Origin of the sequence: Aestuariivirga sp. (genome assembly GCF_037139295.1) — a bacterium.
Classification (GTDB): domain Bacteria; phylum Pseudomonadota; class Alphaproteobacteria; order Rhizobiales; family Aestuariivirgaceae; genus Aestuariivirga.
Map to the genome: position 1 here is coordinate 66860 of NZ_JBAXGR010000008.1, position 12565 is coordinate 79424.

8 protein-coding genes are annotated in these 12565 nt (G+C 64.9%); 4 read left to right on the top strand and 4 right to left on the bottom strand.

What is annotated here, in order from left to right:
- Positions 1 to 168 precede the first annotated feature (168 nt).
- Together WCJ41_RS04525 and WCJ41_RS04530 are read left to right on the top strand one after the other, a co-directional pair.
- On the top strand, positions 169 to 3030 hold the full coding sequence (locus WCJ41_RS04525; protein WP_336904645.1) for a hypothetical protein: 2862 nt from the start codon (positions 169 to 171) through the stop codon (positions 3028 to 3030).
- An 18-nt stretch (positions 3031 to 3048) separates the two neighbouring features.
- Entirely contained in the window at positions 3049 to 5028 is a 1980-nt protein-coding gene (locus WCJ41_RS04530; protein WP_336904646.1) for a glycosyl transferase, read from the top strand.
- A gap of 1 nt (position 5029) precedes the next feature.
- On the opposite strand, the gene WCJ41_RS04535 is transcribed toward WCJ41_RS04530, so the two are convergent.
- From WCJ41_RS04535 to WCJ41_RS04550, 4 genes are read right to left on the bottom strand one after another with little or no spacing between them, the layout of a single operon-like run.
- Positions 5030 to 5998: a sugar-binding transcriptional regulator gene (locus WCJ41_RS04535; RefSeq protein WP_336904647.1), complete on the bottom strand. Its 969-nt coding sequence runs from the start codon at positions 5996 to 5998 to the stop codon at positions 5030 to 5032.
- Positions 5999 to 6001: 3 nt separating this feature from the next.
- Positions 6002 to 6772 (bottom strand): alpha/beta fold hydrolase, encoded by a 771-nt coding sequence (locus WCJ41_RS04540; RefSeq protein WP_336904648.1) that lies wholly within the window; start codon positions 6770 to 6772, stop codon positions 6002 to 6004.
- Positions 6772 to 7011, bottom strand: coding sequence for a lipoyl domain-containing protein (locus tag WCJ41_RS04545; protein WP_336904649.1), 240 nt, complete (start codon positions 7009 to 7011; stop codon positions 6772 to 6774). Before WCJ41_RS04545 ends, WCJ41_RS04540 begins: the two co-directional genes overlap by 1 nt.
- Positions 7012 to 7024: 13 nt before the next feature.
- Complete coding sequence (locus WCJ41_RS04550; protein WP_336904650.1) at positions 7025 to 9481, bottom strand: thiamine pyrophosphate-dependent enzyme; 2457 nt, start codon at positions 9479 to 9481, stop codon at positions 7025 to 7027.
- Positions 9482 to 9660: 179 nt separating this feature from the next.
- Between WCJ41_RS04550 and WCJ41_RS04555 the strand changes: the two genes are divergently transcribed.
- Both WCJ41_RS04555 and WCJ41_RS04560 read left to right on the top strand, forming a co-directional pair.
- A complete protein-coding gene (locus WCJ41_RS04555; RefSeq protein WP_336904651.1) occupies positions 9661 to 10818 on the top strand; it encodes a serine hydrolase in 1158 nt (385 codons plus the stop codon).
- Positions 10815 to 12428 (top strand): N,N-dimethylformamidase beta subunit family domain-containing protein, encoded by a 1614-nt coding sequence (locus tag WCJ41_RS04560; RefSeq protein ID WP_336904652.1) that lies wholly within the window; start codon positions 10815 to 10817, stop codon positions 12426 to 12428. The genes WCJ41_RS04555 and WCJ41_RS04560 overlap by 4 nt, the downstream gene beginning before the upstream one ends.
- The last annotated feature ends 137 nt before the right edge of the window (positions 12429 to 12565 follow it).

Sequence of the window (12565 nt, forward strand, 5' to 3'; positions counted from 1 at the left end):
AGGTGAGCTATCATGGCTCCCGGGCATGATGCCGCCGCCACCCCCGTCCTGTCCCTGACCATTTGAGCACTGTGCAAGTCTCGCGCAGGGTTGCGGCGGCAATGTCTTCCATGCGGATCGTGAGGTTGATTGGGGGTGCGAGCAGCTCCACCCAGCGGGAGCCCATCTATGTCGATCGTTTCGTCGCTGACCACAAGGCAGATCGCCACCCTGAGCACCACGGCCATCAGGGCCCTGTCGACGACCGATGTGGCAGCACTCAGCACAACGCAGGTCTCGGCCCTCACTGCCTCGCAGATCAATGCGATGGAGACAACCGACCTCACCACGCTCGACACCAACCAGGTGCAGGCGATCTCCACCACCGCCATCAAGTCGCTGATCGCAGCGAGCATCACCAATCTCGCCGACACGCAGGCAGCGGCACTCACCACCGGGCAGATCGGCCTCCTGCAGGCCTATGCGGTGGAAGCGCTTGAATCGACCGATGTCCAGGCATGGAACACCACGCAGCTGGGTGCCATCACCTCGCGTCAGCTGGCAGGCCTCACCACCACGGCGCTCGCCGACTTCTCAGATACGCAGCTGGGTCAGCTCACCTCCACCCAGGTGCGTGGCCTAACGACGAGCCAGCTCAACATCCTCGCCACCACCCAGCTCAACGCGCTCAACATCGCCGATCTCTCCGCCACCCAGGTTCGCGGCATGACATCGACAGCGGTCGATGCGCTGTCGACCACCCAGGCGCAGGCACTCACCGTCTCGCAGATCGCGGTTCTCTCCGCCCCGGGTGTTGAAGCCTTGAGCTCGACCGAAATCCAGGGCTGGTCCACCACGCAGCTCGGAGCCCTCACCTCGCAGCAACTGGGTGGGCTCACGACCACGGCACTCGCCGACTTCTCCGACACGCAGCTTGGCCAGATGACTTCGACGCAGTTGCGCGGCCTGACCACGCTGCAACTCAACAACCTTGCCACGACCCAGCTCAACGCCATCGACGTCACAGCACTGTCGGCCACGCAGATCCGCGGCATGAGCTCCACCGCCATAGACGCGCTGACGGACACCCAGGCGCAGGCGCTGACCACCGCGCAGATCGCGGCCATGTCGGTCACCGGCATGGATGCGCTGACCTCCACCGACGTCCAGGGCTGGAGCACCACCCAGCTTGGCGCCATCACCTCGCAGCAGCTGGCGGGCCTCACCACCACCGCACTCGCCGACTTCTCGGATACCCAGCTCGGCCAGCTGAGCGCCACCCAGGTGAAGGGTCTCACCTCCACCCAGCTTAACGGCCTTGCCAGCACGCAGCTGAACGCGCTGAACGTCACGGATCTCTCTGTGTCACAGATCCGCAACATGAGCTCCACGGCGATCGGCACGCTGTCCAGCACACAGGCCCAGGCCCTTGGTTCGCTGCAGATCGGGGTGCTCAGCGCCGGCGGCCTCGAGGCGCTCGCTTCGACCGATATACAGGCATGGTCGACGACGCAGCTTGGCGCCATCACATCCCAGCAGATGGCTGGCCTGACAACCACTGGCATCGCTGATTTCTCGGACACGCAGCTGGGCCAGTTGACCTCCGCCCAGATCCGCGGCCTCACCTCGACCCAAATCAACAATCTCGGCACCACCCAGCTCAACGCGTTGGACGTCGCCAGCCTCTCCGCCGCGCAGGTGACCGGCTTCACGACAACCGCCATCGGCAGCCTCACCTCCACTCAGGCGCAGGGCTTCACCGTCACGCAGATCGCCGCGCTGACGGCCACCGGTCTGGGCGGCGTCGCCAGCACCGATCTGCAGGCCTGGAGCACGACCCAGCTCGGCGCCATCACCACGCGCCAGATGTCGCAGCTCACCACCACGGCACTTGCCAATTTCTCGGATACGCAGCTGGGTCAGCTGACCTCGACCCAGGTCCGTGGCCTCACCTCAACCCAAATCAACAATCTCGGCACAACCCAGCTGAACGCGCTGAACGTTGCCGACCTGTCGACGGCGCAGGTCCGGGCGATGAACTCGACGGCGATTGATGCGCTGACCACTACCCAGGCTCAGTCGCTCACCACCGCACAGATCGCCGTGCTCTCTGCCACCGGCCTCTCGGCGCTCAGCTCCACAGAACTGCAGGGCTGGTCGACAACGCAGCTTGGCGCGATCACCTCGCAGCAGTTCGTCGGCATCGCAGCCACGGAAGTCGAGGACTTCTCGACCACCCAGCTGTCGAGCCTCACCTCCACCCAGCTCCGCGGCCTCAGCGCAACCCAGCTGAGCGGCCTGTCCAGCACCTATCTGCAGGCGCTCGACGTTGCCTCTCTCTCCACACAGCAGGTGGCGGGCCTCGATACCACGGCGGCGGGCAACCTCTCCAGCACACAGGTGCAGTCGCTGTCGGCTGCACAGATCGGCGCCGTGACGGCGGGCTCGCTCTCCGCCTTCGGCTCGACCGATATCCAGGCCTGGAACACCACGCAGCTCGGCGCCGTGACGGCGACCCAGCTCGGGGGCCTGACCACGACCGAGATCACCGACTTCTCGGATACGCAGCTGGGCCAGCTTGCGTCCACGCAGCTCCGTGGGTTCACCTCGACCCAGCTCAATGCGCTTGATACCGCACAGTTGACGGTGCTCACTGCGTCGTCCCTCTCGACGGCGCAGATCGGCGGCCTCACCTCGACGGCCCTCGACCGCTTCACCACCACGCAGATCGGCTCGCTCGATGCCAGCCAGTTCCGCGCCATCACGCCCGCCGCGCTGGACAGCCTCGACACCGCGATTTTCTCGGGCCTGAACGCCACGCAGGCGGGCGCCCTGACATCTGCCCAGGTCGCGGTCCTCAGCACCACCAACTTCGCGTCGCTGAACGAGACCACCGGCATCCCGTCGCTCGCCGTCTCGGCCATCGCCGGCATCACCACGGACCAGATCGCGGCACTGTCCAGCACCCAGGCCAATGCCTTCACCACCTCGCAGATCGGGCTGATGAGCTCCGACCAGCTCACCGCCCTCATCATCGCCTCCAACGCATAAGCCGGAGATCAACGCGCCTTGTCATCCTCCATCGCCACACTGTTCCGTGACGCTGACATCATCGAAAAGACCGAAGGAGCACTGGCGGCCGCCGAGCTCTACAAGCGCTGGGTTGCCCTCAATCCGGACGACCAAAACCTTGCGGCGGCACATTTCAACATGGCGGTGGTGGCCCAGCGCGGCGGAGATGCCTATGCCGCCATCAATGCGCTGCGCGATGCGCTGAGGATAGATCCGGGCTTCCACCCCTCCTACATCAACCTCGGCCGCGCGCTGGAGGACATTGGTCAGACGGGCGATGCGGTGAGCCAGTGGCTTGCCCTCGTGAACCGGCTTCCTGCGGTCAATGGCACAACGCTGCGCCACAAGGTGATGGCGCTGCACCAGCTGGGCCGCGTGCTCGAATTCAACCATGCCGATGCGCCCGCTGAGGATGCCCTGCGCCAGGCGATCGATCTCTCGCCTAGCCAGGCTCAGGCCATCCAGCACTGGATCGCGCTGCGCCAGAGGCAGTGCAAGTGGCCGGTGGTGCAAGGCTGGGATGGGGTGGAGGCACGGCAGCTTCTCGCCCACATCTCGCCGCTCTCCACCGCCGTGATGTTTGACGATCCGGTGTTCCAGCTGGCTCGCAATGCCGCCTATGCGCGCCAGTCAATCGCCCGGCCACCCCATGTGCATGACCATTCTGCACGGCCGTCGGAGCGTCCAGCGCGTCTCAAGATCGGCTACGTCTCCTCCGACCTGCGCGAGCATGCCGTGGGCTTCGGGCTCTGCGAGGTGATGGAGCTCCATGACCGCAGCCGCTTCGAGGTCCACGCCTATTACTGCGGCATCCCGCGCGAGGACGGCACGCGTGAGCGCATCCGCTCCGCAGTTGATCACTGGACGGATATTTCCAGCCTGTCGGACGATGCCGCTGCGGCGCGCATCGCAGCCGATGGCATCGATATCCTGGTTGATGTGAACGGCTACACGCGCGATGCCCGCACCGCTGTCTTCGCCCGTCGGCCGGCCCCCATCGCGGCCAATTGGTTCGGCTTTCCCGGCACCATGGGCACGCCCTATCACCACTACATGATCGCCGATGGCCATGTGGTGCTGGAGGGGCACGAGAAGTTCTTCACCGAGCGCGTGCTGCGGCTTCCTTGCTACCAGCCCAATGACCGCAAGCGGCTTGTCGCGCCAGAACCGCCGCAGCGCAGTGCCGAAGGCCTGCCGGACATGGGCTTCGTGTTCTGCTGCCTCAATGGTGCGCAGAAGATCACGCCACAGGTGTTTGGTGCCTGGATGAAAATCCTGGCGGCAACCGAGGGCAGCGTGCTGTGGCTGCTCGACTCCTCGACGGAGGCCAATGCGCGGCTGCGTGAGATGGCAGCCGCCGCAGGCGTGGCGCCTGAACGCCTGTGCTTCGCGCCGAAACGCCCCAATCCGCAGCACCTCGCGCGCTATGCGCTGGCTGACCTGTTCCTCGACACCTTCCCATACGGCGCCCACACCACGGCGTCTGACGCCATGTGGATGGGAACGCCCGTGCTGACGCTGGAGGGCCGGGGCTTCGCGGCGCGCGTCTGTGCTGGGCTCGTCAAGTCTGCTGGCATGCCGGATCTCGCCTGTGCGCATCTCGACGACTACATCGCCCGTGCCATCGCCATCGCTCAGGTGCCGGGCGCTGCCGCGGAGCTGCGCCGCCGCCCGCGCGCCAACCGTGACAGCGCCGTGCTGTTCGACGAGGCACTGCTGGTGACGAGCCTTGAGGCCCTTTATGACCGGATGTGGGACGAGTTCCGGACGGGCAACCTGCCCATTCCCGATCTCACCAATCTCTCGGTCTATGAGGAGGTTGGCCTTGGCCTCGTCGAGGGGCATGAAGGCGAAAGCATAGCGCCGGAACTCCATGCCGCTGCGCTGACCCGCTGGACCGCGCATGAACCGTTGCCCCAAGACGGCCGGTTACTGCCCTCCGCTGAGGTGCCAGTCCCCAGGCGCGCTGCCGCCTAGCTCAGGCCAGATCCAGAATGGCGCGCGCCGCATGCTCGTCTGTCACGAGCGTGTTGACGTTGATGCTGCGCACCACCGCGAGGATGGCCGCCGCCCTGTTGCGCCCGCCGCTGGCCAGAACCTTGTGACGGGAGGCCCTGAGCGTGTCGACGCCCACTGACATGATCCGCTTCTGGATCGGGTGATCGATGAGGCTCCCTTGCCCATCGATGAAGTTGCACATGATGTCGGCAACGCAACCCTGCGCCAGAAGCTCGGATGCTTCCGCCTCGGTGATCAGTTGCCGCACCAGCGAGCCGGACCGCTCTGCCAGCCCGCCTGCACTGACCACGGCAAGATCGAGGGACTCCGCAAGGGTTCTCAGCCTCGCGATGCTGCCATCCGCCATCAGCCGCGCCTGTGTCTCGGCAGTGTCCACCACCAGTGGGGCGGGGAACAGGAAGCATTCGGCCCGCAGGGCGCTGGCCAGGCGCCATGCGAATTCGAAAGGGTTGGTGAACTGCGTCTCGACCGCACCACCCATCAGCGACATTACCTTCACGCCTTCACGCCTTGGCGGGTTGAAGCTTTCGAGTGCAGCCGTCAGCGTGCGGCCCCAGCCCACGCCGATGCTCATGCCGTTGACAACTGCCTCGGACAGCAGGCGCCCGAGGGCCAGCCCAACAGCGCGCGCAGTGCCCGCACCATCGGCAACCGAGGGCACGACGATCGCCTCGTCGAGGCCCAGTGCCTGCTCAAGGCGGATCGAAAGCTCGGCGAGATCGGGTAAAAGATCCTCGATGGTGATTTTCACCTCGCCGCGCTGGCGTGCGTCTTCCAGCAGGCGGATCACCGTGGAACGGCCGATGCCCAGTTGCTCCGCCACCTCCGTCTGGGTGCGGCCGAAGCCGTGGTAGAGCCAGGCAGCGCGCAGCCGCAGCGAGGCGTCGTCCGCCAATGCCGCACCCGCGTTTCGACGCAGCTTCGCCATGACTCAGGCGCCCACGTTCTTGATGAAAGCCGTCAACTCCGCATTCACTTGCTTTGCCGCCTCGACATGCGGCAGGTGCCCCGCCTCGGGGATCACCAGCATGCGGCCCGCGAAGCTGACGAGAGAAATAGCATCCGGCGGGTTGATTTCGTCGGCGCCGCCAAAGATCACGAGGCGCGGAATGCCCGTCGCGGCGATCTGGCCTGCCCATTCAGCAAGCTGTGCCTCCTGCATGACGATGCCCTCGGCAATGCTTCGCAGGGCCTCCCGCGCGCCGGGTCGCTGGAGCTGCTCCAGAACGCGCGCGATGGTGAAGCGGTTGATCAGCAGCGGCTTGGTGACGAGGCGTTGTAGCAGGGCGCCTGCGTCTTCGGCAGTTTCGAGTTCAGGAAAGTCGGCAAGGAAGTTCTGGTCGATGCCATGCCCCAGGCCAGTGGGCGCCAGCAGCGAAAGTGACAGCACGCGCTCCGGCTGGCCCAGCGCCATAACCATGGCGATGCCGCCACCCAGTGAATGGCCCAGCAGATGGGCCTTCTCGATGCCGTTGGCGTCCAGTGCATCAGCCACCAGTTCGGCCAGCGTCAACGGGCTGCCATCGCCTGCTTTCGCGCCCAGCGAGTCGCCATGCCCCGGCAGGTCGAGGCTGTGGACGCGCGCCACCTCCATCAGCGCCGGAGACGTGCCCGCCCAGGACAGGCGGTCGGAGCCGAAGCCATGGATCATCACCAGGTCCGGTCCCTCGCCACCCAGCGTCTTGAAGGTGATGTCGCTCATCAGGCTTCGTCGATGATGGCGAGAATGTCACCCACGCTGGCGATCTCGTCGGCGGGAACGCGGATTTCGCGGAGCACGCCGGAGGCGGGCGCCTCGATCTCCATGGTCAGCTTCGGCGTGGTGATGGTGAGCAGCATCTCGCCTTTCTCAATCTTCTCGCCCGGGCTCCGGGACCAGTAGTCGATCTGGGCTTCGGTGATCTCGTTGCCGAGCTGCGGCATGACGACGTCTGTGCTCATGTCCTCTTCCTTCTCAAAGGCCGTTGCGGGCGAGTGCGCGGTCATCCCAGTTGCGGATGCCGCGACGGTTTGAATGCTTCTCGGGATAGAACTGCGAAGTGACGATCTCGATGATGTCATCTCCTTGCGGGAAATAGCTCGTCTCCATCTCCGCCCCCGGTACGATCCAGTTGGGCGAGCCCAGCACGCGTGGCGCCGACTTGAGGCTGCCGAAGGCAAAGCGGGTAAGGTTGGCAGCGAGCGTCATGGCGAAGGAGCCGCGCTCGGAGGCCTCCGTCACCACCAGCAGGTGCCCGGTCTTCGCGATGGAGCGGATCACCGGGTCATAGTTGAAGGGCACGAGCGAGCGCGCATCGATCACCTCGAGCGACAGCCCATGCGTCTCCTCGAGTTCCTGCGCGGCTGCAAGGGCAGGGTAGAGCGAGGGGCCAATCGTCAGCACGGTGGCATGCGTGCCTTCGCGCTTCACATCCGGTTCACCCATGGGAATGCGGTAATAGTCCGACGGCACGCCCTCCGGCCTGAAGGTCTCCACCGTGTCGTAGAGTCTCTGGCTTTCGAAGAACACCACCGGGTCCTCGCTCGACAGCGCCGAGGCCATCAGTCCCTTCGCGTCATAAGGCGTTGCCGGATAGAGCACCTTGAGGCCGGGGATGTGTGCCACCAGTGCCGTCCAGTCCTGCGAGTGCTGTGCGCCATACTTGCTGCCAACCGAGCAGCGCAGCACCACGGGCAGCTTCAATATGCCAGCCGACATTGCCTGCCACTTGGCCATCTGGTTGAAGATCTCGTCGCCCGCCCGGCCAATGAAGTCGCCATACATCAGCTCGATCAGCGTGCGCCCGCCCTCCAGCGCATGGCCCACCGCGGTGGCCACGATGGCGGCTTCCGAGATCGGCGAATTGAACAGCCGCTCATAGGGCAGGATATCGGAGAGCCCGCGATAGACGCCGAAGGCGCCGCCCCATTCGCGGCATTCCTCGCCATAGGCGATCAGGCGCTCGTCATGTAGCATGTGGTGCAGGATCGCTTCGAACAGCCCGTCGCGATAGGTGAAGGCGCGCATGGCGGAGATCTTCTGCCCGTCAGGACCCATGCCACTGCGGGACTTCTTCGCATCCTGGCGGATCCGAGCCGAAGTCTCGACCGGCGCCAGCAACGTCACTTCGCCTGCAGGAACGGCGATCTCCTCATGCGAGAACATCAGCCGGCCAATCAGCGTCGGATCTGCGGGCACGTCGACGGGTGCGGCAGCGACGGCGGCGCGCGTCACGGCGGCGATGCTGTCGGCCACACCGGTCTTCATCGCATCGATGGCCTGCTGGTCCATGACGCCCGCTGCGATGAGCTGTGTCGCGAACTTGGCGATCGGGTCCTGCGCCTCCCACAGCGCCAGTTCTTCCCGGGTGCGATAGGCATTGGCATCGGTGGTGGAGTGGCCGCCAGAGCGGTAGCATTCGACATCGAGAAGGGCAGGGCCCTTGCCGTCCAGCAGCAGCGTGCGCTTGCGCGCCACGGCGTCGGCCACGGCCAGCGGGTTGGTGCCGTCAACTGTTTCGGCATGGAGCGCATCTGCATTGATGCCAGCACCGATGCGCGACAGCCGGTCCCAGCCCATGGTCTCGCCAATGGTCTGGCCGCCCATGGCATAGAAATTGTTGGAGAAGAAGAACAGCACCGGCAGGCCGCCCTTGCGCGCATCGGTCCATAGCGTGCGGTACTGTGCCATGGCGGCGAAATTCATGGCCTCGAACACCGGTCCGCAGCCCGTCGAGCCATCGCCGCTCATCGACACGGTGATGGAAGCCTCGTTCGCCAGCTTCTTGCGCAGGGCCGCGCCCGTCGCGATGCCGGCCGAGGCCCCGACGATGGCGTTGTTGGGATAGGCGCCGAAGGGCGTGAAGAAGGCGTGCATCGAGCCGCCCATGCCGCCGTTGAAGCCATCGGCCTTCATGAATATCTCGGCCAGCAGCCCGAACAGCAGGAAGTTCTCGGCCGTGCTGGTCACCGCAGTGGCGGGAAGCAGCACCTCCACCATGCGCAGCAGCGTGCCGCCGCGATGCGTTTCCATGATGCGGCCCAACTCGGTGTCCTGCAGCCGGGCAATGGCCGAGAGGCCCTTGGCGATGAATTCGCCATGACTCCGATGGCTGCCGAAAATGTGGTCGGCAGGCTCCAGCGCCAGCGCCGCGCCGACGGCCGCACTCTCCTGGCCAAGAGAGAGATGGGCGGGCCCCTTGTAGAGGTAGGAGATGTCGGCATAGGCCCCCTTGGCCTTGAAGGAGCCGAGCATCGTCTCGAACTCGCGCACCAGCATCATGTGGCGGAGGATATCCGTCATCTGCTTCGGACCCCGCGCCGCCAGTTCCGCGCCAAAGGGCCGGGCATAGGCGTGCAGCGGAATGCGGGGGAAGGCAAGTTCACCGGCCCGTTGGAAGGCCTGCGGGTCGACCGGGATTGTCTTCGGCATGGGTCGTGGCTTTCTGTAAACAATTGTGTGATACGATACACAATTGTTGAATTGGCCACCACCCCTGAGTTCATGCCCCGCGCGGGGCAGGCCCCTGTGCACAACCGATGGCTCGGCAGGGGGAGACGGCGGCTGATCCCATGCTAATGTCGGTCAAAATCGGTTTCTTGGGGGATTCGATGGGGGACGCTTTGCCGACGGCAACACTGGAGAACTGGCGCGAGCACCCCCACAGCGTGTGGGGCTTCAGCCATGTCGACAGCCTCATCCCGGTGGCCCCGGTTCCCACCGCACTGCCACCAGCGCCCCTCCGGCAAGGCAAGGCGCTGGATCTCGCCCGTCTCGCCATCGTCTGGGCCGGCAGCCGCCGCAGCGCCGAGGCCGCATTGGAGGAAACCTATACCGACGGCTTCCTCGTGCTGAAGGACGGCGAGGTGGTGGCCGAACGCCTGATCAACCAGACGGCGGACACCCGCCATATCGTGTTCTCCGTCAGCAAGTCGATCACGGCGGCACTCGCCGGCATCCTCGTGAAGGAAGGCAAGCTCGATCCTGAAGCGCCTGTCTCGCGCTATGTGCCGGAGGTCGCTGGCTCGGCCTATGCCGATGCCACGCTGCGCCACGTGCTCGACATGGCGGTGAGCATCCGCTTCGTCGAGGACTACCTCGACCCGCAGGGTGATGTCGCGCGCTACCGTGCTGCCATGGGCTGGAATCCGCCCGGCGCCATCCAGAGCATCGATGGCATCAATGCCTTCGTCACCAGCCTGCCCAAGGGCGATCATCCCCATGGCCGCCGCTTCCACTACGTCTCGCCCAACACCGATCTTCTCGGCTGGATCATCGAACGCGCGACGGGTGAGAACTTCGCAAGCCTTCTGTCCCGCCTCATCTGGCAGCCGATGCACATGGCGCAGGATGCCTTCATCACGGTGGACCGGCATGGCTCGCCACGCACCGCTGGTGGCCTCTGCGTGAGCCTCGGCGACCTCGCCCGCTTCGGCGAGATGATGCGCGGCAAGGGCCGCTTCAACGGCCAGCGCATCGTTCCTGAGGAATGGGTCAACGACATCCTGCACAAGGGCGATGCCGGCGCCTGGTCGCGCGGCGAGATGGTCAACCTCTTCCCCGACGGTCGCTACCGTTCAAAATGGTATGTGCCCGACCCGTCTTCCAACGTGCTCTGCGCCATTGGCATCCATGGTCAGTGGATTTACATCGACTATGATGCCGGCATGGTGGCGGTGAAGCAGTCCTCGCAGCCGGTGCCGGCGGACGAGGCGCTGGACAACCTCACCTATGCGATGTTCCAGGCCATCGCCGACGAGCTGAGATGAGCACGGGCAGCGACCGCAATGATGCCTGGCGGCGCGATGCCGTTCTTGGCAATTATGCCGAACGGCCGTTCCAAACACAGCCAGAGCCGATCCGCATCTGGAGTTATTGCGACAAGCTCTCCTATGCACCGGGTGAGAGGGTGCAGGTCAGCGTCTGCACAAATGCCAAGCGCTATGACGTCGAAGTGATCCGCGATGGATTGAGACCCGTGACCGTCATTTCGCGCGGTGGCCTTGTGGGTGAATGGCGCAATACGCCGGATGATTGCTCGGTCGTGGGTTGCGGCTGGCCCGTGTCATTCGAAATTTCCGTGCCGCAGGACTGGCCCTCGGGCGGCTACATCCTGCGCACCCGTGTGGGCGGCGATACGCACGAGCATCTCTTCATCGTCCGCCCGCGTGATGGCATCGACAAGCGCGGCCGCCTGCTGCTCATCGCCGCCACGGCCACATGGACGGCCTACAATGACTGGGGTGGCTCCAATCACTACCAGGGCTATTGCGGCCCCAGTGGAGACCGTTTCTCGCCGACGCTCAGCACGCTGCGCCCGCTGGCCAAGGGCTTTGTAAGCCTGCCGCCCGACGCACCCCGCGCCGTGCTGCTGGATGATCCGCCGATCAACTCCGAGCCGCGCTATCCGCACATGGAATGGGCCCATGCCAATGGCTATTCCAAGAAATACATGTCCTCCGGCTGGGCCAGCTTCGAACGTCACTTCGTGACATGGGCCGAGGCAGAGGGCTATGCGCTCGACATCATCAGTCAGACCGACCTGCAGGAACAGCCTCATCTGATCGAAGGCTATGCCTGCATCGCGCTCGTCGGCCATGACGAATACTGGTCGTGGGAAATGCGCGACGCGATCGATAGCTGGGTCGAAAGGGGCGGCCGCATCGCCCGCTTCGCCGGCAACTTCATGTGGCAGATCCGGCTCAGCGACGAAGGCCGCACGCAAACCTGCTACAAATACATCGCGCGCGACGAAGATCCCTTCATGAAGAGCGGCCCGCGCGAGCGTGTAACCGAATCCTGGGAGGCACCCGAGATTGGCAGGCCGGGCTCAGCAAGTTTCGGTCTCAACGCCACGCACGGCCTCTATGCCAGCTGGTCAGGCTGTTCTCCACGCGGTGCCAAGGGCTTTCCCGTCTACCGGCCGGAGCATTGGGCCTTCGCCAATACTGGCCTCTACTATGGTGACATCCTCGGCGGCGCTTCGCGCATATTCGGTTACGAGGTTGATGGCCTGCCGTATGAAATCCGTGGCGGCTTGCCATTCGTCGCCGATCCGGCTCTGGCGCCGGAGGGAATTCAGATTCTTGCACTGGGCATTGCCGCCACCATCGAGGAAGGTTCCACGATCCTGCCGGGCCGCAGCTTCCTCGGCATCGAGGATGGCGAATACGTGGCATCCGTTCTGACCGGCCGCAAGGATGCAGACGCGATCGAAGCCACCAAGCGTGGTTGCGGCATGATCGTGAATTTTGCCAGGGGCAGGGGCGAGGTCTTCCATGCCGGCTCCAGCGACTGGATCATCGGCCTCACCCGCAAGGACGAGATGGTCGCGCAGGTCACCCGCAACGTGTTGAACCGCTATCTGGGACGAAGCTAGTTGGCACATAACCGCAACCAGCCAACCGTTCCTAAGGCCCGCAATACAAGCGCCAGAGAGGCGAAGCTCGTGAATGGAGCGGGCGATGGGAATCGAACCCACGACATGCAGCTTGGGAAGCTGCCGTTCTACCACTG

Bases quoted from the DNA above. Each gene is read 5' to 3' on its own strand.
- WCJ41_RS04525 (WP_336904645.1), top strand. From the start codon at position 169: ATGTCGATCGTTTCGTCGCTGACCACAAGGCAGATCGCCACCCTGAGC.
- WCJ41_RS04535 (WP_336904647.1), bottom strand. From the start codon at position 5,998: ATGGCGAAGCTGCGTCGAAACGCGGGTGCGGCATTGGCGGACGACGCC.
- WCJ41_RS04540 (WP_336904648.1), bottom strand. From the start codon at position 6,772: ATGAGCGACATCACCTTCAAGACGCTGGGTGGCGAGGGACCGGACCTG.
- WCJ41_RS04545 (WP_336904649.1), bottom strand. From the start codon at position 7,011: ATGAGCACAGACGTCGTCATGCCGCAGCTCGGCAACGAGATCACCGAA.
- WCJ41_RS04550 (WP_336904650.1), bottom strand. From the start codon at position 9,481: ATGCCGAAGACAATCCCGGTCGACCCGCAGGCCTTCCAACGGGCCGGT.
- WCJ41_RS04555 (WP_336904651.1), top strand. From the start codon at position 9,661: ATGGGGGACGCTTTGCCGACGGCAACACTGGAGAACTGGCGCGAGCAC.
- WCJ41_RS04560 (WP_336904652.1), top strand. From the start codon at position 10,815: ATGAGCACGGGCAGCGACCGCAATGATGCCTGGCGGCGCGATGCCGTT.